22 protein-coding genes, 1 tRNA gene and 1 riboswitch are annotated in these 22,981 nt (G+C 75.8%); of the genes, 8 read left to right on the top strand and 15 right to left on the bottom strand.

From position 1 onward, the window contains the following. Positions 1 to 5 precede the first annotated feature (5 nt). Positions 6 to 134: riboswitch (SAM riboswitch) on the bottom strand. A gap of 60 nt (positions 135 to 194) precedes the next feature. Next, entirely contained in the window at positions 195 to 1,016 is an 822-nt protein-coding gene (locus tag ACI782_RS00900; protein WP_456905131.1) for an HAD family hydrolase, read from the top strand. A 60-nt stretch (positions 1,017 to 1,076) separates the two neighbouring features. On the opposite strand, the gene ACI782_RS00895 is transcribed toward ACI782_RS00900, so the two are convergent. The 6 genes from ACI782_RS00895 to ACI782_RS00870 all read right to left on the bottom strand — a co-directional run bounded on the left by ACI782_RS00895 (position 1,077) and on the right by ACI782_RS00870 (position 8,708). Then, positions 1,077 to 1,946 (bottom strand): ABC transporter permease, encoded by an 870-nt coding sequence (locus ACI782_RS00895; protein ID WP_456905129.1) that lies wholly within the window; start codon positions 1,944 to 1,946, stop codon positions 1,077 to 1,079. A gap of 80 nt (positions 1,947 to 2,026) precedes the next feature. Further along, positions 2,027 to 4,924, bottom strand: coding sequence for an alpha/beta fold hydrolase (locus tag ACI782_RS00890; protein ID WP_456905127.1), 2,898 nt, complete (start codon positions 4,922 to 4,924; stop codon positions 2,027 to 2,029). 92 nt (positions 4,925 to 5,016) lie between these two features. Then, entirely contained in the window at positions 5,017 to 6,132 is a 1,116-nt protein-coding gene (locus tag ACI782_RS00885) for a LytR C-terminal domain-containing protein (RefSeq protein WP_456905125.1), read from the bottom strand. A gap of 665 nt (positions 6,133 to 6,797) precedes the next feature. Beyond that, the gene (locus ACI782_RS00880) at positions 6,798 to 7,160 is read right to left on the bottom strand and encodes a DUF3263 domain-containing protein (RefSeq protein ID WP_456905123.1); all 363 of its coding nucleotides are present in this window, start codon (positions 7,158 to 7,160) and stop codon (positions 6,798 to 6,800) included. A gap of 131 nt (positions 7,161 to 7,291) precedes the next feature. Next, positions 7,292 to 8,209, bottom strand: coding sequence for an EamA family transporter RarD (gene rarD, locus ACI782_RS00875; protein ID WP_456905121.1), 918 nt, complete (start codon positions 8,207 to 8,209; stop codon positions 7,292 to 7,294). A 67-nt stretch (positions 8,210 to 8,276) separates the two neighbouring features. Further along, positions 8,277 to 8,708: a CBS domain-containing protein gene (locus tag ACI782_RS00870; protein WP_456905119.1), complete on the bottom strand. Its 432-nt coding sequence runs from the start codon at positions 8,706 to 8,708 to the stop codon at positions 8,277 to 8,279. An 86-nt stretch (positions 8,709 to 8,794) separates the two neighbouring features. Between ACI782_RS00870 and ACI782_RS00865 the strand changes: the two genes are divergently transcribed. Continuing rightward, a complete protein-coding gene (locus ACI782_RS00865; RefSeq protein WP_456905117.1) occupies positions 8,795 to 9,205 on the top strand; it encodes a DUF5313 family protein in 411 nt (136 codons plus the stop codon). Between the two features lie 5 nt (positions 9,206 to 9,210). Here the strand turns inward: ACI782_RS00865 and ACI782_RS00860 are convergent, their stop codons facing one another. Next, a complete protein-coding gene (locus ACI782_RS00860; RefSeq protein ID WP_456905115.1) occupies positions 9,211 to 9,426 on the bottom strand; it encodes a dodecin in 216 nt (71 codons plus the stop codon). A gap of 177 nt (positions 9,427 to 9,603) precedes the next feature. Here ACI782_RS00860 and ACI782_RS00855 point away from each other — a divergent pair, with 177 nt between their 5' ends. Then, the gene (locus tag ACI782_RS00855) at positions 9,604 to 11,106 is read left to right on the top strand and encodes a M20/M25/M40 family metallo-hydrolase (protein WP_456905113.1); all 1,503 of its coding nucleotides are present in this window, start codon (positions 9,604 to 9,606) and stop codon (positions 11,104 to 11,106) included. 53 nt (positions 11,107 to 11,159) lie between these two features. On the opposite strand, the gene ACI782_RS00850 is transcribed toward ACI782_RS00855, so the two are convergent. Next, positions 11,160 to 11,232 (bottom strand) — tRNA-Thr (locus ACI782_RS00850). Positions 11,233 to 11,538: 306 nt separating this feature from the next. Beyond that, positions 11,539 to 12,180, bottom strand: coding sequence for a hypothetical protein (locus ACI782_RS00845; protein ID WP_456905111.1), 642 nt, complete (start codon positions 12,178 to 12,180; stop codon positions 11,539 to 11,541). A 178-nt stretch (positions 12,181 to 12,358) separates the two neighbouring features. On the opposite strand from ACI782_RS00845, the gene ACI782_RS00840 reads away from it, so the two are divergent. From ACI782_RS00840 to ACI782_RS00825, 4 genes are all read left to right on the top strand, one after another. Then, complete coding sequence (locus tag ACI782_RS00840; protein WP_456905109.1) at positions 12,359 to 13,264, top strand: universal stress protein; 906 nt, start codon at positions 12,359 to 12,361, stop codon at positions 13,262 to 13,264. A gap of 37 nt (positions 13,265 to 13,301) precedes the next feature. Continuing rightward, the gene (locus tag ACI782_RS00835; RefSeq protein ID WP_456905107.1) at positions 13,302 to 14,078 is read left to right on the top strand and encodes an ABC transporter permease; all 777 of its coding nucleotides are present in this window, start codon (positions 13,302 to 13,304) and stop codon (positions 14,076 to 14,078) included. 108 nt (positions 14,079 to 14,186) lie between these two features. Beyond that, complete coding sequence (locus tag ACI782_RS00830) at positions 14,187 to 15,416, top strand: S1C family serine protease (protein WP_456905105.1); 1,230 nt, start codon at positions 14,187 to 14,189, stop codon at positions 15,414 to 15,416. A 44-nt stretch (positions 15,417 to 15,460) separates the two neighbouring features. Further along, complete coding sequence (locus ACI782_RS00825; protein ID WP_456905103.1) at positions 15,461 to 16,741, top strand: DUF445 domain-containing protein; 1,281 nt, start codon at positions 15,461 to 15,463, stop codon at positions 16,739 to 16,741. Between the two features lie 33 nt (positions 16,742 to 16,774). On the opposite strand, the gene rlmB is transcribed toward ACI782_RS00825, so the two are convergent. From rlmB to ACI782_RS00800, 5 genes are all read right to left on the bottom strand, one after another. Then, the gene (gene rlmB / locus ACI782_RS00820; RefSeq protein ID WP_456905101.1) at positions 16,775 to 17,761 is read right to left on the bottom strand and encodes a 23S rRNA (guanosine(2251)-2'-O)-methyltransferase RlmB; all 987 of its coding nucleotides are present in this window, start codon (positions 17,759 to 17,761) and stop codon (positions 16,775 to 16,777) included. Beyond that, positions 17,743 to 19,143 (bottom strand): cysteine--tRNA ligase, encoded by a 1,401-nt coding sequence (gene cysS, locus ACI782_RS00815; RefSeq protein WP_456905099.1) that lies wholly within the window; start codon positions 19,141 to 19,143, stop codon positions 17,743 to 17,745. Before cysS ends, rlmB begins: the two co-directional genes overlap by 19 nt. Positions 19,144 to 19,226: 83 nt before the next feature. Continuing rightward, positions 19,227 to 19,709, bottom strand: coding sequence for a 2-C-methyl-D-erythritol 2,4-cyclodiphosphate synthase (gene ispF, locus ACI782_RS00810; RefSeq protein WP_456905097.1), 483 nt, complete (start codon positions 19,707 to 19,709; stop codon positions 19,227 to 19,229). A gap of 157 nt (positions 19,710 to 19,866) precedes the next feature. Beyond that, entirely contained in the window at positions 19,867 to 20,529 is a 663-nt protein-coding gene (gene ispD / locus ACI782_RS00805; RefSeq protein WP_456905095.1) for a 2-C-methyl-D-erythritol 4-phosphate cytidylyltransferase, read from the bottom strand. 49 nt (positions 20,530 to 20,578) lie between these two features. Continuing rightward, positions 20,579 to 21,061: a CarD family transcriptional regulator gene (locus ACI782_RS00800; protein WP_097206868.1), complete on the bottom strand. Its 483-nt coding sequence runs from the start codon at positions 21,059 to 21,061 to the stop codon at positions 20,579 to 20,581. A gap of 158 nt (positions 21,062 to 21,219) precedes the next feature. Between ACI782_RS00800 and ACI782_RS00795 the strand changes: the two genes are divergently transcribed. Beyond that, on the top strand, positions 21,220 to 22,041 hold the full coding sequence (locus tag ACI782_RS00795; RefSeq protein WP_456905093.1) for a UbiA family prenyltransferase: 822 nt from the start codon (positions 21,220 to 21,222) through the stop codon (positions 22,039 to 22,041). A gap of 21 nt (positions 22,042 to 22,062) precedes the next feature. On the opposite strand, the gene ACI782_RS00790 is transcribed toward ACI782_RS00795, so the two are convergent. Next, the gene (locus ACI782_RS00790) at positions 22,063 to 22,977 is read right to left on the bottom strand and encodes a hypothetical protein (protein ID WP_456905091.1); all 915 of its coding nucleotides are present in this window, start codon (positions 22,975 to 22,977) and stop codon (positions 22,063 to 22,065) included. Between the last annotated feature and the right edge of the window lie 4 nt (positions 22,978 to 22,981).

Raw genomic sequence — 22,981 nt, 5'->3', positions numbered from 1 at the left:
CTACCTCCTCATCTTCCCCGCGGCGGGCCGTCGAGCCGCGCGGGACGGAATTGGCACCTCTCGCTGCGCGGGTGCGCAGGCGGCGGTTGCCGGGGCTTCGTCGGGCCGTGTCCCTCTGCCCCTCTGGATGAGTGGAACGCCTGCGACTGTACCCACGTGCTCTGCGTCGCCGCGGACCCGGTCAGGATGGCGGCGTGGCAGCGCGCATCGTCTACACCGACCTCGACGGCACGATGGTCGGTCCCCGAGGGTCCTTCTGGCACACCGCGAGCCGCGATCTGACCGCCGCCCCGGCCACCGCGCTGCTGGATCTGCACCGCTCCGGCGTGGCGCTGGTCCTCGTCAGCGGCCGGACCTTCGAGCAGGTGGTGGAGGCGGCGCGGATCTTCGCGGCGGACGGCGCGATCGCCGAGCTGGGCTCGGTCGTGAGCTGGGACGCCGGCCGCGGGGTGCACCGGCTGGACGGGGAGCTGCCGGCGGAGCACGCCGGCCGGACGCCGATGGACGTGATGGCCGAACTCGGCGTCGTCGAGGACCTGATGGCCCGCCACCCCGGCCGGCTGGAGTGGCACGCGCCCTGGCACGCCACCCACGAGGCCGACGCGCTGCTGCGAGGGCTGGTCGACCCGATGGCCGTCGACGCCGACCTCGCCCAGCGCGGGCTGGGCTGGCTCACGCTCAAGGACAACGGCGCCATCCCCACGACGTCCCGCATGACGCTGGACCCGGAGGCGCTGCCGCCGCGGGTCTACCACCTCATGCCGCGCGGGATCTCCAAGGGCGCGGCGATCGCCTGGGACCTCGAGCGCCGCGGCCTGACGCCCGACGACGCCGTGGCCATCGGCGACAGCGTGAGCGACCTGGAGATGGCGCCCGCCGTCGGCCGGCTCTGGGTGACCGCCAACGGGGCCACGGTCGACGGCATGGCCGACCGGCTGGCCGACGTCCCCAACGCGGTCGTCACCGAGGCGCCGATGGGCGAGGGCTGGGCCCAGGCCGTCCGCGCCAGCCTCTAGGCCCCCTCCCGGGCACCGCCCCGAGCGTGCGAGGGTGACGAGGACGGGGCCCTCCAACCACTACGAGGTGACGTCGCGGCGGGAGAAGTGGCGGAAGGCCAGCGCGGTGAAGACCGCCGCGTAGACCAGTGACTGGACGACGCCGCGGAACAGGTCCCCGGAGTCGATCGGGGTCTGCAGCAGGTCGGTCCAGGCGAACTCCTCGGCCGTCGGGAACCAGTCCCGGATCGACCCGAGCTGCTCGACCTGGTCGAGGATGGCGAAGACGAACATGGTGAACACCGCACCACCGACGGCGGCCAGCGGCGCGTCGGTGATGGTGGAGAACCAGAACGCCAGGGTGCCGACGACCAGCAGGTGGACGGCGAGGTAGCCGACCATCCCGGCGAGCCGCAGCAGCCCCTCCCCCTGCGGCAGGGACACCCCGATCGGCGTCTGGATCGGCTCGAAGCCGAAGGCGATGCCGCCGGCGACGATCCCGGTGAGGACCAGCGCCAGCAGTGCGCCGACCGACAGCACGAGGGCTGCGTACCACTTCTGCCGGAGCAGCCGCATCCGCGGCACGGGGGTGGCCAGCGTGTAGCGCAGCGAGCCCCACTGCGCCTCGGCCGCCACGGTGTCGCCGAAGAACAGCGCGTAGACGACGACGAGGAAGAAGCTCGTCGTCGCGAACAGCACGAACAGGGTGAAGTTGAGCCCGCTCGAGGTCGCGACGTCGACCAGGTTGAGCCGGCCGTTCTCCGCCGCCTCCTCGCTCGCCCCCAGCTGCAGCGCGGCGATGAGGACCAGCGGCAGCGCCACCATGAGCGCGAAGACGCCGATGGTCCGCCGCCGCTTGAACTGCCGGCGCAGCTCGACCGACAGCCGCAGCGTGCGCTCGGGCCGGTACCCGGCGACCGCCCCGGTCGGCTGGACGTGCGCTGTGTCCATGGCTCGACTCCGGCCTCGATCCGCTCCTCGGTCGCTGGCGCTCCCCGCGATGCTCCCTCGGCCGTCGTGCTCGACGGTGCTCACGACTCCCCCACCAGTGCCAGGAACGCGTCCTCCAGCCGGCGGCGCGGGGTGAACGCGTCCACCTCGATCCCCGCCTCGACCAGCGCCTGGAGCGCCCGGGCACGGGTCGTGCCGTCGAGCTCGGCCACCAGCCCCTCGTCGGTGCGCTCCACCGACACGCCGGGCAGCGCCTCCAGGACGGCCACCGCCCGGCCGGTCTCGGCGTCGTCGGCCAGGCCGACCTGCACGGCGCCGCCGGTCCCGACGATCTCCTCCACCGTGCCCTGGGCGATCTTCTCCCCCTTGGCCATCACGACGACGTGGCTGCAGGTCTGCTCGATCTCACTGAGCAGGTGGCTGGAGACGATCACCGTGCGCCCGGTGGCGGCGTAGGAGCGCAGCACCTCGCGCATGGCGTGGATCTGGGGCGGGTCCAGCCCGTTGGTCGGCTCGTCGAGGACCAGCAGGTCGGGCAGGCCGAGCATCGCCTGGGCGATCGCGACCCGCTGCCGCATCCCCTGGCTGTACCGGCGGACCGGGCGGTCGATGGCCGCGCCGAGGCCGGCGACCTCGATCGCCTCGTCCATGTGCGCGTCCTCGGCCGGGCGGCCGGTGGCGGCCCAGTACAGCCGCAGGTTGTCGCGGCCGGACAGGTGCGGCTGCAGCCCGGTGCCCTCGACGAAGGACCCCAGCCGGGAGAGGACCGGGGCGCCGGGGCGGACCTCGTGGCCGAACACGGTGATGCGTCCGTCCGCCGGCCGGATCAGGCCCATGAGCATCCGCAGCGACGTCGTCTTGCCGGCGCCGTTGGGGCCGAGCAGGCCGAGGACCTGGCCCCGGCGCACCTCGAAGGAGAGGTCCCGGACGGCGACGAAGCCGTCCTTGTAGGCCTTGGTGACGCCGGTGAACCGCAGCGGGACGTCCTCGCCGTCGGGCTCCACCGCCGACACCCTGCGGCGGCGACGGCGGCCCCACAGGGCGGCGGTCGCCCAGCCGGCCAGGCCGAGGGCGGCGAGCACGCCGAGCAGGACCCACCACCGGGCGGTGGTGCCGGCGACCTCGGTGCGGCCGACGACCTCGGGGACGGCGAGCGCGGAACCGTCCCCGCCGGCGAGGGCCACCGAGTACACCGCCGACTCCGCCGGCAGCGCGAAGGCCTGGTCGGTCGAGGAGACGACGACCCGCATGGTGTGGCCGGCCTCGAAGCGGTGCACGATCCCCGGCAGGGTCACCGGGACCTCGGTCGCCGCGGTGGGGTCGGCCGAGAGGCCGGTAAGCGCCAGGGGTGCCACCTGGCCGGCGGGCAGGGTCATCGAGCCGTCGGGCGCGACGTCGTAGAGCTTGGCGAACAGCGTGGCGGACCCGCTGGGCGAGGCGACCGCGAGGTCGACGGTGGACGCGCCGACCACCTCCACGGCGTTCTCGAGCGGTGCGCTGTCGAAGGCGGCGAACTGGCCGGGGATCTCGAGCGTGCCGCCGGCCAGTGCCGCCGACAGCGCGCCGACCCCGGGGACGACGGTGATCGCCGCCGGCGTGCCGCCGGCCGGGGTGACGACCGGCTGCACCGACCCGCTGACCGGGATCGACGCCCGGGTCGCCGGCTCGCCGCCGTCCAGGCCGGGGTAGGCCGGCGCGACGACGGTCTGGTTGCCGCCCTGCACGCTGCCGACGCCGGCGCCGACGCCGCTGGGCACCGGGAACTCGAAGCCGGTGCCCGGGTCCTCGCCGCGAGCGGGGTCGCCGGGGTCGCGCAGGTACCAGTCGAACCAGCCGGCCACCTGCTCGCGCAGCCGCTCGGTGGTCCGCTCCGACGCCTGGCTGTCGTGGCCGCCGGTGAACCAGACGACCTTCACCGGAGTGCCGTTCGCGGCGATGCCGCGGGCGTTGGCGTCGGCCTGGCCGAGGCCGAACAGGGAGTCCTGGGTGCCCTGGACCAGCAGGGTGGGCGCCGTGACGCGGTCCAGCACGGTGGCCGGGCTGCTGCGGTCGAGCACCGCGGCGACCTCCGGCGTCAGCGTGCCGGAGGCGGCGGCGGTCTGGTACGCGGCGCAGATGTCGGTCCGGAACCGGCCGCAGGTGAGGAACTGCTGCACCGCCCGCGGGTCGACCGACGCCGGGTCGATCGGGGGCAGCCGGCCGTCGGTCCCGCCCGCCGGGGTGACGCCGTCCCCGCCGTCCCCGTCCTCGCCCGCCCCGCCGAGTGCATCGAGCAGACCCCCCGCGGGCGTCGCGCCGACGCCGAAGAACAGCCCCGACCACAGCCGCTCGTAGACCCCGCCCTCGCCCTGTGGGGTGGCCGCGACGGTGTCCGCACCGGGCCTGCCGACCTGCGAGGGGAACAGCGCCGCGGTCAGCGAGTTCCAGGTGATCTGCGGGGCGATGGCGTCGACCCGGTCGTCGTACCCGGCGGCCAGCAGCGACAGCGCCCCGCCGTAGGAGCCGCCGGCGACGCCGACGCGCGGGTCGCCCGCACCGTCGAGCAGGACGTCGTCCCGCTCGGCGAGCCGGTCGAGCAGCGTGGAGAGGTCGGCGACCTCGAACCGGGGGTCGTTCAGCCCGATCTGCCCCGTGCTGCGGCCGAACCCGCGCGCCGAGTACGTGAGGACGACGTAGCCCCGCTCGGCGAGGTCGCGGGCGTCGTCGGCGACGGAGTCCTTGCTGCCCCCGAACCCGTGGGCCAGGACGACGGCCGGCGCCGGGTCCTCGGCCGTGGCCGACCCGGGCACGAACAGCGTGGTGTCCAGCTCGACGGCGTCGGCACCGGAGCCGGAGGGGACCGTCGCCTCCTCGGTGGCGACGTCCTCGGCCGCGGCGGCCGGTGCGGCCGGGGCGGCGAGCACGAGGACGCCCGAGACCAGCGGGGTGAGCAGGGCGGCGAGCGTCGCGCGGGCGCCGGGGCGCGGGCGGGGACGCACGGGCCCGCGAACGGGACGCACGGAGCGGCCAACGGACGACCGTGCCGCGGTGTTCCGGGACGACGGCGGGTCGGTGGGGGCGCGCCCCGCGGTCAGGGCCGCCACTCGCCGGTCGTGACCACGACGAGCCCCGGATCGGCCACGTCCGGCACCTCGAAGAAGCGCACCGCCGGGCCGGTGATCTCGGGGAACTGCTCCATCATCTGGAGCGCGGCCTGCTGCTGCTCCTCGTCGTCCTCGGTGACGTAGACGGTCGTGACGGCGACGTCCCCGCCCTGGTACTGGCCGACGCCCTGCGACTGCCAGCCCTCCTCCTCCAGGGCGGCGGCGACCTCGGCGGCCAGGCCGGTGACCCCGGTGGCGTTGAGCACGGTGACCGGGACCCGCACCGGTGTGCTGGGCGCCTCCTCCGCCGGCGGGAGCGGGTCGATCTCCAGCGGCGGCAGGGCCGAGCTGGGTGCGGCGACGGCCGTGGACGTGGGGGCGGCCGTGGTGTCCTGCGACGTCGACGCCTCCTGCGCGTCGGACCCGGCGAAGGAGTAGACGCCGAGCACGACCAGCGCGACCACCGCGACGGCGAGCAGCCCGGTCGCGGCCCGGCTCACGGGCGAGGGACGCCGGCCCGCGTCGTCGTCCTCGAGGTAGGGGACGGGCGAGACGCCGTTGCGGCGGGCCTCCTTGCGCCGCTCGACCTCGGCGGCCTGGCGCTCGGCGCGGAACGCGGCGCGGCCGCCGACCACGCCGGTCGAGGGTCCGGTCACCGGGCCGCGCACGGGCTCAGGGGCGTCCTCGTCCCGGTCGAGGTCGTCCTCGAGGTCGTCCTCGACGGGGCCGTCCTCGAAGTCCTCGTCGAGGTCGGCGACCCGGCCGTGGGCGGGGGCGCGGTCGGGGATCGCCTCGGTGGCCGGCGCGGGGGTGCGGCTCCCGGCGTCCCGGGCCGGGTTGCGGTCCGGGATGGCCTCGGTCGCCGGCGGCGGGGCGTCCTTGCTCCGGGAGGGGCTGGTCCAATCGCGGTAACCCGGTGCGGCGTCGCCGTGGCCCGCGGCGGGAGCGGGTTCCCGGGCGGGGTCGGCGGCCGGCGCCGCGTCCGCGGGGTGGCCGGTCGGCGCGGAGAGAGCGGTGGCGGACCAGCGGTCGCGGCCGGTGTCCCGGTCCGGCCAGCCGGCCGGCGCGGCGGGCTCGCCGGTCCCGTGGTCGGGGGTGGGCACGGCCTGGAACGGGGCGACCGTCGTCCGGGGCGCTGCCGGCGTCGCGGGCGTCGCAGGTGCTGCGGCGGGCGGCACGGGGAGGCGCAGCCGGGTCTCCGGAGCCGGCTCCGACGGGCGGGACCGGGCGGGCGGCGCGGGTCGCGCGGGCGGCGCGGCTTGGGCAGGCGCGGTGGGTCGCGCGGACGCGGTGGGTCGCGCCGTTCCCGCAGCGGGCGGAGCGGGCGGTGCGGACGCGGACCGGGCCGGACCGGCGGCCGGAGCCCGCCGCGGCATCCCGGCTGCCGGAGCCGGGCGCGCCGGGCCGGCCGGCGGAGTGGACGTCGGCGCACCGCTCGCGGGGGTGGTCCGGGGCGGCGTGGGCGCGGCGGCGCGCGGCGCGGCCGGGCCCACCGGACGGGCGGAGCCGGGCGCCCCGGCCCGCGGGCCGGTCGACGGCAGCGGACGGGGCGACGCGGGACGGCGGCGCCCCGGGTCGTCCCCCGCGTCGAGGAGCCCGTCCCGACGACGGTCGGCGCGGCTGCGGCCGGGGGTCGTCGGGTGGTCGCTCAGGTCCTCGTCGGCCGGGCGTCCCGGCACGTCGGTCCGGCGACGACCGTGCGGGACCGGGGTCCCCCGGTCCGGTACGTCACTGCCTGACGCGGCGTGCCTGCCCACAGTGACCAAATCTAAACCGATTCGCCTCCGTTGCCCAGGATCTGAGACGAGCGACGCGAACCGCGTGCGGCCCGCAGCCGGCGCAGCCTCCGGACCAGCAGCGGATCGGCCTCCAGGGCGGCCGGGCGGTCGAGGAGGGCGTTCAGCACCTGGTAGTAGCGGGTCGGCGCGAGCCCGAAGCGCTCGCGGATCGCCGTCTCCTTGGCGCCCGGCCGCCGCCACCACTGCCGCTCGAAGGTGAGCATCTCGTGCTCGCGGCGGGTGAGGGTGCCGACCGGGGAAGCGGCGTCGGACGGGGCGGTCGTGTCGGGCGCGGGTGGCGGGAGTACCTCGCCCCCCGGCGGGGAGACCGCGGGAGCAGGTTCGGCAGACATCGACGGTCCTTCTCTACGTGGTGATGCCTCCGACGGTAGTCCGGACCACCGACATCTCCAGCCCCGCCGGCAGTCCCCGTGCAGGGTCCCGCCGCGAGCCCGCGAGTGGCGGGGGCAAGGGGGGTCCTCCTTCAGACCGGCGCGGGAGCCGCCTCGGCCGTCCGTCGGCGGGCACCGGCGCGGGCCTGCCGCAGGCTGTCGACGGTGAAGACCGCCAGGGCGATCCACACGATGACGAAGCCGGCCAGCCGCGCCGGAGGCATCGGCTCGCGGTACACGAAGACCCCGATGGCCAGCTGCATGAGCGGGGTGACGTACTGCAGCAGCCCCACCGTGGACAGCGGTACGCGGCGGGTGGCCGCGGCGAACAGCAGGAGCGGGATGGCCGTGGCGATGCCCGAGCTGACCAGCAGCAGCAGGTGGCCGACCCCCGCGGAGCCGAAGGTGCCCTCCCCCCGTGCCTGGAGCACGACCAGCACGGCCAGCGCCGGGACCACGACCAGCGCGGTCTCCACGAACAGCCCGGGCGCCGCGTCGACGCGCACCAGCTTCTTCATCAGCCCGTACAGCCCGAAGGTGGCCGCCAGGGTGAGCGCGATCCACGGCGGGCGGCCGTAGTCGACGGTCAGCACGGCCACCGCCACCGCGGCGATGCCGACGGCGACCCACTGCAGCACCCGCAGCCGCTCGGCGAACACCACCACCCCGAGCAGCACGCTGACCAGCGGGTTGATGAAGTAGCCCAGCGAGGTCTCGACGACGTGGCCGGAGTTGACGGCGTAGACGAAGACCAGCCAGTTGACGGCGATGAGCACCGCCGCACCCATGAGCACCAGGACGGTGCGGCGGTCGGTGAAGGCCGCCCGGACCTGCCCCCAGCGGCGCACCGCGGTCAGCAGGACGGCGACGAAGACCAGTGACCAGACCACCCGGTGCGCCACGATCTCCACGCCGCCGGCCGGCTCCAGCAGGGGGAAGTAGAGGGGGAACAGCCCCCAGAGACCGTAGGCGGCCAGCCCGGAGGCGACCCCCGAACGCCGCTCGTCCACCGGAGCACCGTACGCCCGGGGCGCCGCTGTCCGGCCGCCGTCTCCTGAGCCTGGCTCAGGAGATCGGTCACACGGTCTGGATGTAGTCGACGAGCTTGGCGCGCTCCTCCTCGAGCTCGTCGAGGCGCGCCTTGACGACGTCGCCGATCGAGACGATGCCGACCAGCACGCCGCCCTCCACGACCGGGACGTGGCGCACCCGGTGGTCGGTCATGGTGCGGGCGAGCTCCTCGACCCCGGCCGACGGCGGGCAGGTGTGCACCCGGGCGGTCATCACGCTGGACACCGGGTCGGCGAGCAGGCCGGCGCCCCGCTCGTGCAGCGCACGGACGACGTCGCGCTCGGAGACGATCCCGTCGACGCTCCGGCCATCGGCGGAGACGACGAGGGCACCGATCCCGTGCTCGGCGAGCATCGTGAGGGCGTCCCGCACGCTGGTCGAGGCCTCCACGGTGGCCACGTCGGAGCCCTTGCGGCGGAGCAGCTGCTTGATGTGCACGGAGACCTCCCTCGGCACGACCGGCTGGGGAAGTGTGCTCCTGGTCACACCCTTCCGGCAACGTCCGGGAGGCCTACCGTCGAGGCGTGCAGACGCCCTCCACCGCACGGCGGCCGACGCCGCTGCAGTGGTTGCGCTACGCCTACGGCGGCGGCCTCCCCCGGGAGCTCTCGCCGTGGGTCCTGGCCGACACGACCCGGCGCGGCTGGGTGCGACGGCACCTCACCCGGGCCGTCGTCCAGCTGCTGCCCCTGATGGTGCTCTGCGTCGCCGTCGTCCCCGTGCCGCTGAGCTACCGGCTCTCGGCCGCCGCGGGGGGACTGCTCCTCGGCCTGTTCTTCTCCGTCGCGTTCATGACCGAGACGACCGAGCACCGGGTGGCCAAGGCCGGGTACCCGGCCGGGACGGCGGCCCGGCTGCGCGAGCAGCGGGCCGAGCGGGAGCGACTGGAGCGCCGCTCCCCCTACCGCCGCGACGGCGCCGGCAGCTTCGACTGAGTCCCTCAGCCCTCGACGCGGAACCCGATCGACAGCCGGACCTGGAAGTAGGCCACGTCACCGTCGACGACCTGGCCGCGGATCTCCTTCGTCTCGAACCACTCGATGTGGCGGACGGTCTCGGCGGCCTTCCGGACCGCCGTGCGGATCGCGTCGTCGACGCTCGTACGGCTGCTCCCCACGATCTCGCTGAGCCGGTACACGTGGTCGTGCTCGCTCACGGCAGCCTCCTGACCTGGGCCGTCACTGGACGCCTCTCGACGCGCCCGAACGCTAGCGGCGTCCGGCGACGACCACCACGCGAGCGCCTCGGCAACGGCACACTGGGACCGCCACAGGTGTGACTGGCGTCACACAGCGTCCCGTCGTCACCACGTCTCCGGACGGAGGAGCCCCCCGTGCCCCGACCCTCCCGACGCCGCTGGGCGGCACCGGCCCTGCTCGTCCTCGCCGTCCCGGCCCTCGCTCCGCCGCCCGCCGTCGCGGCCGACGGGACCGACACCGCCGCACTGCGCGAGGCCGTGACCGTCGACGGGATCAGCGAGCACCTGGCCGTGCTCCAGGCGGTCGCGGAGGCCAACGGCGGCAACCGCGCCAGCGGGACCCCCGGCTACGACGCCTCCGCCGCCTACGTCGCCGAGCAACTAGAGGGCGCCGGCTACGAGGTCACCACCCAGGAGTTCAGCTTCCCGTTCTTCGAGGAGACCGCACCGGCCACCTTCCGGCGGACGGCGCCGACCGAGCGCGAGTACACCGCCGAGGACTTCGCCGTCGTCGCCTTCTCGGGGTCGGGGTCGGTGAGCGCCCCCGTGCAGGCGGTCGCCGACAACGTCGTCCCGCCGACCGGCCCGGCGAACTCCTCGACCGCCGGCTGCCAGCCGGAGGACTACGCCGGGTTCCAGCCGGGGAACGTCGCGCTGGTCCAGCGCGGCACCTGCACGTTCGGTGAGAAGGCCGCCGTGGCGGGAGCCGCCGGGGCGGCGGCGCTGCTGGTCTTCAACGAGGGCCAGGAGGGGCGCACCGACGTCCTGCTGGGCACGTTGGGCGGCCCGCAGCCGGCCGACGCGGCCATCCCGGTGCTGGGCACCAGTTACGCCGTCGGGGAGGAGCTGACCGGCCTGCTGGCGGCCGGCGAGGTGCGGGTGGAGATCAGCACGTCGACCCTGTCGGAGACCCGGACGACGACCAACGTCCTCGCCGACACCCGGGAGGGGGGCGAGGACCGGGTCGTGCTGGTCGGCGCCCACCTGGACTCGGTCACCGAGGGGCCGGGCATCAACGACAACGGCAGCGGCACGGCGACGATCCTGGAGATCGCCGAGCAGCTCACCGCGCTCGACGTGCACCCGCGCAACGCCGTCCGGTTCGCCTTCTGGGGCGCGGAGGAGTCGGGGCTGCTCGGCGCGGAGCACTACGTGTCCACGCTCCCCGAGGCCGAGCGCGGCCGCATCGCGCTCAACCTCAACTTCGACATGCTGGGCAGCCCCAACCACGCCCGTCTCGTCTACGACGGCGACGGGTCGGCGATCCCGCCGGCCGGCCCCGAGGGCAGCGGGAGCATCGAGCAGGTCTTCCTGGACTACTTCGCCGCCCAGGGCCTGGCCGCCGAGGCCACCGCGTTCGACGGGCGATCGGACTACGGCCCGTTCATCGCCCACGGCATCCCCGCCGGCGGGCTGTTCTCCGGCGCGGAGGGCATCAAGACCGAGGCGCAGGTGGCTCTCTACGGCGGCACGGCCGGCGTCGCCTTCGACCCCTGCTACCACCAGGCGTGCGACGACTTCGGCAACGTGTCGCCGCAGGCGCTCGACGAGCTGGGGGACGCGGCGGCCCACGCCACGCTGGTCTTCGCCCAGGCCGAGTCGCTGCCCGGACCGCCCCCGCCCGTGGCCTCGCCCTGACGTGCGGCGGTGGGCGGGGCGGACGCCGTCCCCACCCACCGCACACGGCCCGGAGCCGACGGGGGGACTCGAACCCCCAACCGCCCGATTACAAGTCGGGTGCGCTACCAGTTGCGCCACGCCGGCGGGACACGGGAACACGTCCCGGGACAAGGATAGGGACAAGGCAGCGGACGACCCCGCGGAGCCGGACCGGCGGGCACGTACCGGCATCCGGGGCCAGGGCCATGCCGTACGAGGTCATCGCCACCGAGGACGACCGTCGCGCCCGCACGACCTGCGCGTCGTCTCTCATCTCCGGGTCCGGCAGTCGACGAGGTGCGACTCCCGGTCGGCACCGCGCACCCGAGGACCACGGGCAGGAGGTCAGCGACGCCGTCCTCCAGCGCCGGTCCGGGGCGCCGGGGCTGACGACCGGTCCGGCGGGCGGCCTCAGGCGGCCGGGTCGCCGTGCCGGAGGTACCCGGCCGGATCGCTCCCCGCGACGGGCCCGGCAGCCAGCCACCGGGCGAAGCCGGCGGGGTCGCGCCGCTCGAGCTCGTCGAGGGTCTCCTGGCGACGGGCGACCAGAGCCTGCCGGGCGGCGGGCTCCAGCCGGCCGCCCAGGGCCGTCGTCGTCCGGACCCACTCCCCGCCCAGCTCGCCGGTCGACAGGTCCGCCACGGGGAGCACCGGGACGTCCGTCGCCCGGGGCGGCCCGGCGACCAGCAGGGGCCCCGGCGCGGCGGTCCGGCGCGACCGCACCGCCCACGCCCCCAGCGAGGCGGCGATCCCGATGCCGGCGACGAGCAGCGCGAGCAGCGCACCGCCGATGGTGGCGGCGCCGGAGAGCACGAGGAGCACCGCGACCGTCGCCGCAGCGGTCCGCCAGCCGGCCTCGACGGCCACCCGGCCGTTCCGCCCGCTGGACTCCCGGGCGATCCCCCAGGCCAGACAGGCGGAGACCAGGCCGGCGACGCCGACCGCGACCAGGCCGCTGGGCGGCAGGGCCAGGCCGCCGACGACCGCCAAGGCGGCACCGGCGAGCAGCCCGAGGCCGAGGAGGAGACGGGTGAGGGGGCCGCGGGTGGGCACGGGGCAGCCTCCAGGGCAGGCCGGACACGGGCTCGGGCCACGCGGGGCGGCCCGGACGGCTCCCTACCCAGATCGCCGGTTCTTGCACGCACCGTGTCGGTCCGGTCTTCCCCGCGGGCGACCGGACGAGGACGCTGCAGGTCACCCTCGAGGGACGCCGCTCCGACGGAGGTACCCCGTGTCCACGACCACCACCGCGCCCGCCGGTGCCCTGCCCGAGGCCCGGTCGGCGGACGACGACGCTCCGCCGCTGCCGGTCGTGGCCGGCGTCGACGGCAGCGAGTGCGGACTGCGCGCCGTCCGGTGGGCCGCCGACGAGGCCGCGCGCCGCGGGGCGCCGCTGCGGATCGTGCACGCCTCGCGGCGCCTGGGGCGCAGCGGCGTCGCGGGGGCAGCGCCGCCCGAGCTGCCCCGGGCCCGCGGCGTGACGGCGCAGGCGTACACGGTCGCCCGGCACACCGCGCCGTCGGTCCCCGCATCGACCGAGGTCGTGCCCGGCGACGCCGTGCTCGCGCTGCTCCGGGCCGCCGAGGACGCCGCCCTGCTGGTGATCGGCATCGCGACCACCAGTGCGCCCGACGAGATCGTGCCGGCCTCGGTCGCCCAGCGCGTGGCGGCCCGCTCCCCACGGCCGGTCGTCGTCGTGCCGCGGCAGCGGGCCACCACCGGGGGGACGCGCCCGCACGTCGCCGTCCTCGGCCTCGGGGAGCGGAGGGACGACGAACCGGTCGCCGTCTTCGCCGCCGAGGAGGCGCGGCGCTGGGACGTGCCCCTGACCGTGCTGCACGCGCGGGCGAGCGACACCCCGTGGAGCAGGGACGGCGACGGGTGGGCCGAGCGGTACCCCGGCCTGCGGGTGTCCCACCAGCCGCTGCCCCACGTCACCGGCGGCCGGGTGCTCGCCGCCGCCTGCCCGACACCCCTGCTGTCGCTCAGCGCCGGGCACGCCGGGCTGCTGCACCGCCCCATGGACGGGCTGCACCGCTGGCTGCTGCGGCACTGCACGTCGCCGATGGCCCTCGTGCCCCCGGTCCACCGGCGGACCGGGCTGGAGCCGCGCGAGGAGATCATCGCCGTCGGTTGACGGGAAGGCCCGCGGCCGCCCGGCAGGATCGGCGCCCGTGGGTCCCTCCGTCGTCGAGCTCGGTCCGCGGCTGGCCGTCGTGCTGGTCCTGCTCACCGGCCTCGCCGCGACCGTCGGCCGGGTCTCGGGTCTGGGCCAGGACCGCCCGGTCGCCGCCGCGGCGCTCCGGGCCACCCTGCAGCTCGGGATCGTGTCCACCGTCCTGCTGGTCGTGGTGCGCTCGCTGCTGCTCTCGGCCGCGTTCGTGCTCCTCATGCTCACCGTCGCCGCGGCCACCGCCGCCGGCCGGGCGACGGGGCTGCCGCTGCGGGCCCCGGGAGGGCCGCGCCGGGTGGGCACCGCGGCGGTGCCGGTCCTCGCCGGGGCGGGGCCGGTCGTGGCGCTCGTCCTGGCCAGCGGCACGGTGCCGCTCCGCGGGCAGGCGGTCATCCCGATCGCGGGGATCCTGATCGGCGGCGCGATGACCGCCACCTCGCTGGCCGGCCGCCGCCTGCGGGAGGAGCTCGCCGGGCGGCGCGGCGAGGTGGAGGCCGCCCTCGCGCTCGGGTTCCTGCGGCGGGACGCCGTCCTGGAGATCGGCCGCGCCGCCGCGGCCACGGCCCTCGTGCCGGGACTGGACCAGACCCGCACCGTCGGGCTGGTGACGCTCCCCGGCGCGTTCGTCGGCGTGCTCCTGGGCGGGGGCAGCCCCCTGGAGGCCGGCGCGGCGCAGCTGCTGGTGCTGATCGGCCTGATGGCCACCCAGGTGGTCGCGGTGTGGGTGACTACGGAGCTGGTGGCCCGCGGACGGCTGCTCGCCGACGTCCCCCGCTGACGCGTCCAGGGACCTCACAGCCGACCGTCAGCCCCGCGGCAGTCGCGGAGCCGATCGTGGTGGGCGCGAGGGCGGCGGACCGCCGCCCGATAGGAGGACTCAGGACCCGTGAACCACTACGGCACACCCACCGCCGCCCCGTGGACGCCCCCGACCTGGCAGCAGGCCCCCGTCCCGCCCGCACCGCCCGGATCCCTGCCTCCCGTCCAGTCCGAGCCCCAGGAGCCGCGCCGGCGGTCGAGCCGGTTGCGGATCGGCATCGCCGGCCTGCTCGCGGGCGCGCTCATCGGCGGCGGCGCCGGCGCGGGCGTGGTGGCGCTCACCGATGACGGCGGGACGAGCGGGACGGCGACCGCGGCCGCCCAGAACGTGACCATCAAGAACGCGGAGACGGCGACCGCGGTGACCGCCGCTGCGGCCAAGGCCGCACCCAGCGTGGTCACCGTCTACGTCACCGCGCAGTCCGGGTCGGGCAGCGGCTCGGGCGTCGTCCTGACCGACGACGGCTACGTGCTGACCAACAACCACGTGGTGAGCCTGGACGGCAGCGCCGGCTCGGCCACCGTCTCGGTGCGCACCTCCGACGGCACCCTGTACGACGCGACCGTCGTCGGCACGGAGCCCACCTACGACCTGGCCGTGCTCGAGCTGGACGGCGCCTCCGGCCTGACGCCGGCCACCTTCGCCGACTCCGACGACGTGCAGGTCGGCGATCTCGCGGTCGCGATCGGCGCCCCGCTCGGGCTGTCGGACACCGTGACCGACGGGATCGTCAGCGCCACCGGCCGTGCCGTCGCCACCGGCTCCACGCAGGACGACGCGACGGTCATCGACGCGCTGCAGACCGACGCCGCGATCAACCCGGGCAACTCCGGCGGCGCGCTGGTCAACGGCGCCGGCGAGGTCATCGGCATCAACACCGCCATCGCCACGGTGGCCGCCGGCGCTCCCGGCCAGCAGTCCGAGAGCGGCAACATCGGCGTCGGCTTCGCCATCCCCGGCAACACCGCCGAGCGGATCGCGAAGGAGATCATGGCCACCGGCTCGGCCCGGACCACCTACCTCGGCGTCAGCGCCCAGACCGCGGCCGACGACGGCAACGCCGAGATCGGCACCGGCGCGCAGATCGTGCAGGTGCAGCCGAACAGCCCGGCCGCGGACGCGGGACTGCAGGCCGGTGACGTCGTGACCGCCCTCGGCGACCGGGTGGTCACCACCTCCACCGAGCTGACCGCCGCCGTCCGCAGCGCGACGCCGGGCGACGCGGTGACCCTGACCGTCCAGCGCGGTCACGACACCTCCCAGGTGGACGTCACCCTGGGCAGCACCTCCGACTGACGACCCCAGCGCGGGTCCCCGGCGGGGTGCCTAGGCTCGGTCAGGTGCCGGCACCCCGCCCGACCGCGCCCCTGGCCCGCTCCCTCGACGACCCGGAGCGGGCCCGCGACCTCGCGCGCATGAAGCGGCTGGCGACCGGGCTGTTCCTGGCCGCCGCCGCGGTGTTCCTGACGTGTGTGCTGATCGGCCCGGAGGCGGGGGCCTGGGTCGGCTACGTGCGGGCGACCGCCGAGGCATCGATGGTGGGCGCGCTGGCCGACTGGTTCGCCGTCACCGCACTGTTCCGGCACCCGATGCGGCTGCCGATCCCGCACACCGCGATCATCCCGCGCAAGAAGGACCAGATCGGCGCCAGCCTGGGCACCTTCGTCCAGCAGAACTTCCTGACCCGCGCCGTGGTCGAGGAGAAGCTGACCACGATCGACGTCCCCGGCCGGCTCGGCGCCTTGCTCGCCGCCCCGGGCCGGGCGGAGCGGCTCTCCGGGGACGCCGGCGCCGTCCTGCAGTCGATGGCCGACCTGCTGCGGGACGACGACCTGCAGCCGGCCGTCGCCGCCCTGGTCGACCGCAAGCTGCACGCCACCCCCGCCGCCCCGGTGGTCGCCCGGGCCCTGGAGCTGGTCGTGGACGGCGACCGCCACCAGGAGGTTCTGTCGGCGGCGCTGCGTGGGCTGGCCCGGTTCCTCGACGACAACCGGGTGGTGTTCCGGGCCCAGCTGGGTGACGCGTCCCCGGCCTGGGTGCCCGACTGGGTGGACGACCGGGTCTTCGACCGGGTGTTCACCGGGGTGATGCGGTTCCTCGAGGAGGTCGGCGAGGACCCCCGGCACGAGCTGCGCCGGGTCTACGACGCCCGCCTGCGCGCCTACGTGCACGCCCTGCGCACCGACCCCGCCGCCGCGGGACGGGTCGAGGAGCTGAAGAAGGAGCTGCTCGAGCACCCCGCCGTCCGGACCTGGTCCGGGTCGCTGTGGAGCAACCTGAAGAGCGCCGTCCTGACCGCGGCCGCCGACCCGGAGTCCGAGCTGCGAGCGCGGCTGACCGGGATGGTCCGCACCCTGGCGGACAAGCTGCAGCACGACCCCACCCTCCGCGAGCTCGTGCAGCGGCACGCGCACACGGCGGCCGGCTACCTCGTCGAGCGGTTCTCCGGGGACGTGGCCGACCTGGTCGGCAGCACCGTGGCCCGCTGGGACACCGAGGAGACCAGCCGCCGGATCGAGCTCCAGGTCGGCCGGGACCTGCAGTTCATCCGCATCAACGGCACCGTCGTCGGCGGCCTGGCGGGCCTGGTGATCTACACGATCGCGCAGCTCATCGGCTGAGCGGAGTCGTACGGCGCGGTCTCCGCGCCCCGCTCACTCCGCTCGGCGCCGTGACAGGGCGGCCTGGTACAGCGCGATGCCGGCCGCGACGCTGACGTTGAGCGACTCGGTGTCCCGGGCGATGGGGATGCTGACGACGACGTCGCAACGCTCCCGCACCAGCCGGGACAGCCCCGCCCCCTCGGCGCCGACGACCAGCGCCACCGGGTCGGCGAAGCCGTCGAAGTCGTCCACGTCGACGTCGCCGTCGGCGGCCAGGCCCACCGTCATCAGCCCGGCCTCCTGGTAGGACGCGAGCGCCCGGGCGAGGTTCACCGCCCGCGCGACCGGCAGGCGGGCGGCGGCGCCGGCGCTGGTCCGCCACGCCGACGCTGTCATGCCCACCGCCCGACGCTGCGGGACGACGACGCCGTGCGCGTCGAAGGCCGCGGCCGAGCGGACGACGGCCCCGAGGTTGCGCGGGTCGGTGACGCCGTCCATCGCGACGACCAGCGGCGGGCGGCCCGAGTCGCGGGCGAGGTCGAGCAGGTCGTCGGGGTGCGCGTACTGGTACGGCGGCACCTGCAGGCCGATGCCCTGGTGCAGCGCGCCGCCGGACATCCGGTCGAACTCCGCCTTGCCGACCTCCAGCAGCGGCAGGCCGCGGTCGTTGGCCAGGTGCAGCGCCTCGGTGATCCGCTCGTCGGTCGCCGTCCGCGTGTCCCCGGTGACGACGTAGAGCGCGGTCGCCGGGATCTGCGCCCGCAGCGCCTCCACGACCGGGTTGCGGCCGAGGAGCAGCTCGGGGGCCTCCTCGGCGCGCTGCCGGCTGCGGTCGCGGTCGGCGCGGCGGCGGGCGTCGGCCTGCGCGCGCCGCTGCGCCGGGTGGCCCTTGCGCATCTCGGCGGGCGGGGTGGCGCCGCGCCCGGCGAGCGCCCGGCGGCCCTTGCCGCCCGTGCCGGCGGTGGCACTCTTCTTGCCGGCGCCGCTGGTGCGGCCCCGGCGCTGGCTGTTGCCGGCCATCAGCGGCTCAGCTCCCATCGGGGTCCCTGCGGGGTGTCCTCGACCTGGACACCGATTGCGGCCAACTGGTCGCGGATCGCGTCGGCCGCGGCGTAGTCCTTGCGGGCGCGGGCGGCCTGGCGCTGCTCCAGCGCGAGCGAGACCAGCCCGTCGGTGACCTCGGTCAGCCGGTCGTCGGCACCGGCGGCCCAGTGCGGGTCGAGCGGGTCGAGGCCGAGCACGCCGAGCATCGCCCGCACCGAGCCGAGCGCCGCGGCGGCGCCCTCGTCGTCCCCGGCGGCCAGCGCGGTGTTGCCCTGCCGCACCACCTCGTGGACGACGGCGACCGCGGCCGGGGTCCCCAGGTCGTCGTCGAGGGCGGCGGTGAACTCGGCGGCCAGCTCGGGCTTCCCGGCGTCCGCACCGACCCGCTCGGCCGCCCGCTTCACGAACGACTCCAGCCGCCGGTAGGCGGCGCCCGCCTCCTCCAGCGCCGCGTCGGTGAACTCGATCGTGGACCGGTAGTGCGGCGTGACCAGGTAGTAGCGCAGCTCCACCGGCCGGACCCGCTTGACCACCTCGTCGACCAGCGCGGTGTTGCCCAGCGACTTGCTCATCTTCTCGCCGCCGAGGGTGACCCAGCCGTTGTGCAGCCAGTACCGGGCGAAGCCGTCACCGGCGGCCATCGACTGGGCCCGCTCGTTCTCGTGGTGGGGGAAGCGCAGGTCCAGCCCACCCCCGTGGACGTCGAACTCCGGCCCCAGATAGCGCTCGGCCATCGCGGAGCACTCCAGGTGCCAGCCCGGCCTGCCGCGCCCCCAGGGCGTGGCCCAGCCGGCGGTGTCCGGCTCGTCCGCCTTGTGCGCCTTCCACAGCGCGAAGTCCCGCGGGTCGCGCTTGCGCTCGTCGGTGTCGGTGTCGGCCGCCGGCTGCAGGTCGTCGGTGCGCTGACCGGTGAGCTCCCCGTAGCCCGCGAACGAGCGGACGTCGAAGTAGACGTCGCCGCCTGCGGCGTAGGCGTGCCCGCGCTCGAGCAGCCGCTCGATCAGCGCGACCATGTCGGGGACGTGCCCGGTGGCGCGCGGCTCGTAGGTCGGCGGCAGCACGCCGAGGACGTCGTAGGCGCGGGTGCAGGCCAGCTCGTTGGTGTAGGCCCAGGCCCACCACGGAACGCCGTGCTCGGCCGCCTTGGCGAGGATCTTGTCGTCGATGTCGGTCACGTTCCGGACGTAGGTGACCTCGAACCCCTTGGCGGTCAGCCAGCGGCGGAGGACGTCGAAGTTCACCTGCGCCCGCACGTGGCCGACGTGCGGCGGGCCCTGGACGGTGAGCCCGCAGACGTACATGGAGGCCTGTCCCGCACGCAGGGGCGTGAAGTCGCGGACCGCGCGGGCGGCCGTGTCGTACAGGCGGAGGCTCACTGTGCGGAGTCTACGGAGCGCGGCGTCTGCTCTGCGCGGAGTCTGCGGACCCTCCCGAGCCCCCGCGTCCGCCGAGCCGGGCCTCAGTCGGTCCGGACCACCAGCGCCGTCGCCATCGCCGCTCGCCCCTCGCCCCGCCCGGTCAGGCCCAGGCCGTCGGTCGTGGTGGCGGCGACGCTGACGGGAGCGCCCAGCGCCGCGGAGAGCGCCGCCTCGGCCTCGGCCCGGCGGGGGCCGACCTTCGGGGTGGTGCCGACCAGCTGCACCGCGGCGTTGCCCACCCGCCAGCCGGCCGCCGCCAGCACCTCCCGGACGTGCTCGAGCACCGCCGCGCCCCGCGCCCCGGACCACCGCGGGTCGTCGGTGCCGAGCAGCCCGCCGATGTCGCCGAGCCCGGCGGCCGACAGCGCCGCGTCGGTCAGGGCGTGCGCGACGACGTCGCCGTCGGAGTGCCCCGCGCAGCCGTCGGCGTCCGGCCACCGCAGCCCGGCCAGCCAGCACTCGCGGCCGGCCTCGATCGGGTGGACGTCCACCCCGATCCCGACCCTGGGCAGGCCGGTGCTCATTGCTCGACTCCGGGCTCGTTCCGCTCCTCGGTCGACGCAGTCGGTCGCCTCTGCGCTGGCTCCGCTCCTCGCTCGCTGGCGCTCGCTGCGATGCGCACTCCCTGTCGGCTCCGGGCACCTCCCGGCGATGCTCGCTCCTCGCCCGTCGTCGTCGCGTTCACCCGCGGACCTGCATCTCGGCCATCGTCAGGTCGTGCGCCACGGTCACCTTGGCGGCCCGCTGGTCGCCGGGCACGGTGGCCACCGGGATCCCGGCCGCGCGCACGACCGCGGCATCGTCGGTGAGCTCGGCTTCGGCGGGCAACCGGCCGTAGGCGGCGACGAGCGTCTCCCGGAGGAAGCCCTGCGGGGTCTGCACCCGGCGCAGCTCCTCCCGCGGGAGGGTGCCGGCGAGCAACCCGTCGGCGTCGACGGTCACGGTGGTGTCCACGACCGGCAGCACCGGGACGACGGCGGGCGCGCCGGCGGCCACCGCGGCCAGCACCCGGGACACGACGTCGGGCGGGGTCAGCGGGCGGGCGGCGTCGTGGACGAGGACGGCGTCACAGCGGTCGGTGGCCGCGGCCAGCGCCGCACGGACCGAGGCGGTGCGGGTGGCGCCGCCGGCGACGAGCTGGACGTCCATCGGCAGCACGGTCGCGAAGGCGGCGTACTCGGCGGCCGGGATGGCGACGACGACCTCGGCCACCCCGCCGTCCCGCAACGAGTCGACGGCCCAGCAGACCAGCGCCCGGCCGCCCAAGGAGACCAGCGCCTTCGGGCGATCGGCCCCCAGACGCAGACCACTCCCGGCCGCTGCGACGATGCCGACAGCGTGCACGGGAGTGGTCGGGACGTGCTGGAGCGCAGCAGAGCTCGTGGGGACGAGCTCAGCTGGCGAGGACCTCGTCGAGGAGCACCTCGGCCTTGTCCTCGTTCGTGCCCTCGGCCAGCGCGAGCTCGCTCACCAGGATCTGGCGGGCCTTGGAGAGCATGCGCTTCTCGCCGGCGGAGAGACCACGGTCCTTGTCGCGGCGCCACAGGTCGCGGACGACCTCGGCGACCTTGTTGACGTCGCCCGAGGCGAGCTTCTCCAGGTTGGCCTTGTAGCGGCGCGACCAGTTGGTCGGCTCCTCGGTGTGCGGGGCGCGCAGGACCTCGAAGACCCGGTTCAGCCCCTCCTGACCGACGACGTCACGGACGCCGACGATCTCTGCGTTGTCGGCCGGCACGCGCACGGTCAGGTCGCCCTGGGCGACCTTCAGCACGAGGTAGGCCTTCTCTTCACCCTTGATGACCCGCTTCTCGATCGCCTCGATGAGCGCGGCACCGTGGTGCGGGTAGACAACGGTCTCGCCGACAGTGAAGCCCATGTGTGTGTGACCCCTTTCGCTGTCCACAGGTTACCACGCGAAACTGACGAACGGAGCGGGCCGGATTCGTAAAAGCGCAGGTCAGCGGCGGAATGAAGTAGTCGAGAGGGGTTGACATCGGCGTGGTGGATGTGCCTGCGCACCCCTCCCGGCCGGCGGTGACGGTCCGCGCCCTGGCGCTCGCCACCCACCCCGGCCCGGCCGTCGCGGTGACCGTCGTGGCCACCCTCCTCGGGGTCGCCGCAGGGGTCCCGGCGGGGCGCGTGGCACTGCTGACGCTCGCCGTCCTCGCAGGTCAGGCGTCCATCGGGTGGAGCAACGACTGGCTCGACGCCGACCGCGACCGCGCCGTCGCGCGGGCGGACAAGCCGGTCGTGCAGGGCGCCGTCGTCCCCTCGCTGCTGCGCACGCTGGCCCTCGGCTCGGCCGCCGCGGCCGTCGTCCTGTCCCTGCTCCTCGGCCTCGTGCCGGGGCTGCTGCTGCTCGTCCTGGTCGCCAGCGGCTGGGCCTACAACGCCGGCCTCAAGCGCACCGCCGTGTCCGTCATGCCCTACGTGACCGGGTTCGGGGCGCTGCCCGCCGGCGTCGTGGCCGCGGCCCCGGGCGCACCGGTCGCGCCCTGGTGGCTCGTGGCGGCCGGCGGCGCGCTGGGGGCCGCGGCCCACCTGGCCAACGTGGCGCCCGACCTCGAGGACGACCTGGCCACCGGCGTCCGCGGGCTGCCGCACCGGATGGGCGCCCGGGCCTCGGCGGTCACCGGTGCGGTCCTGCTGGGCGGGGCCTCCCTGGTGCTGGTCCTGGGTCCCGACGGCCCGCCGACGGCCGCCGGGTGGGCCGGGCTGACGCTCGCCGTGCCCGCCGTCGCCGTGGCCGCCCTGGCCGGTACCGCGCACTTCCGCCGGCTGGCCTTCCCGGCGGTCATGCTGCTGACCGTCCTGGACGTCGTGCTGCTGCTGGCCGGTGGGGCCGCGGTCACCTGAACGCGGCCCCACCGGACGGCGTCACTCCTGGCCGCGACCCTTGCCGTGACCGTTGCCGTGACCGTTGCCGCTGCCGCGGGACTCCACCTCGGCGGCGGGAACCGCCTCGGCGGTCTCGGGCTCCGTCTCCTCGGCCTCCGGCGCCTCGACCTCGGTCTCGGGCTCCTCCGCCTCGGCCCGCTCGGCCTCGCGGGCGTCCTTGCGCTGCTGGTTCCGGGCGTGCGCGGCGTCGCTGATCTCCTGACCGTCGACACCGCCGTCGTGCGCCTGACCGCTGACGTACGCGCCGAAGTTGTCCGGGTGCGTGGCCTCGGTCTCGTCCTCGACCGGCTGGGCGTCCTCGTCGGCCGGGACACCTTCCTCGGACGCGACGTCCGCAGTTGCGTCACCCGAGTCGTCGCCCTCCTCGACGGCGTCACCGTCGTCGTCCCCGGCGTCCTGCTGGAGGGTGTCCTCGGCGTCGCCGGCCGGGACCCGGGTGTCGTCCTCGACGGAACCAGCCGTGTTCTCGTCCGCAACGTCCTCGTCGGCAGCGGGCTGGACGACGGCGGGCGGGTCGTCCTGGGTGACGACGACGGTGGCGGTGGTCGCACCGGTGACCGCGACGACGACGACGCCGGTGCCGACGGCGGCCTTGGCGACGGCGCCGGCGGAGGCGATCTTGGCGATCAGGGCGGGGAGCAGCATGCGAGGCCTCTTCCGTGAGGTCCGGGCGGGGCGCCCGGCCGTCCCGAGGGACGGTTCCTGGTGGGGGGTGAGGAGACCGGTCGCCAGGAGTTCGGCCAGGGCCGCGTTCGGCCGCCCGGGAGCGGCGGCGTCCGATCGGACCGCGTCGGTGAACGCGGCCAGGCCGGAGGCACCGTCGGACACGGGCCGGCCGGCGAGCACGGCCTCGAAGGCCGCCTCGAGGGCTCGGTCGTCGGCTGGCATGGTCATCTCG

The organism is Geodermatophilus sp. SYSU D00703 (genome assembly GCF_054050155.1).
The sequence above is the reverse complement of the archived record's forward strand: the minus strand, read 5'-3'. Positions and strand labels throughout refer to the sequence as shown.

Bases quoted from the DNA above. Each gene is read 5' to 3' on its own strand.
- rlmB (WP_456905101.1), bottom strand. From the start codon at position 17,761: ATGGGAGCTGAGCCGCTGATGGCCGGCAACAGCCAGCGCCGGGGCCGC.
- ACI782_RS00800 (WP_097206868.1), bottom strand. From the start codon at position 21,061: ATGGGCTTCACTGTCGGCGAGACCGTTGTCTACCCGCACCACGGTGCC.
- ACI782_RS00895 (WP_456905129.1), bottom strand. From the start codon at position 1,946: ATGGACACAGCGCACGTCCAGCCGACCGGGGCGGTCGCCGGGTACCGG.
- ispF (WP_456905097.1), bottom strand. From the start codon at position 19,709: ATGAGCACCGGCCTGCCCAGGGTCGGGATCGGGGTGGACGTCCACCCG.
- ACI782_RS00790 (WP_456905091.1), bottom strand. From the start codon at position 22,977: ATGACCATGCCAGCCGACGACCGAGCCCTCGAGGCGGCCTTCGAGGCC.
- ACI782_RS00880 (WP_456905123.1), bottom strand. From the start codon at position 7,160: ATGTCTGCCGAACCTGCTCCCGCGGTCTCCCCGCCGGGGGGCGAGGTA.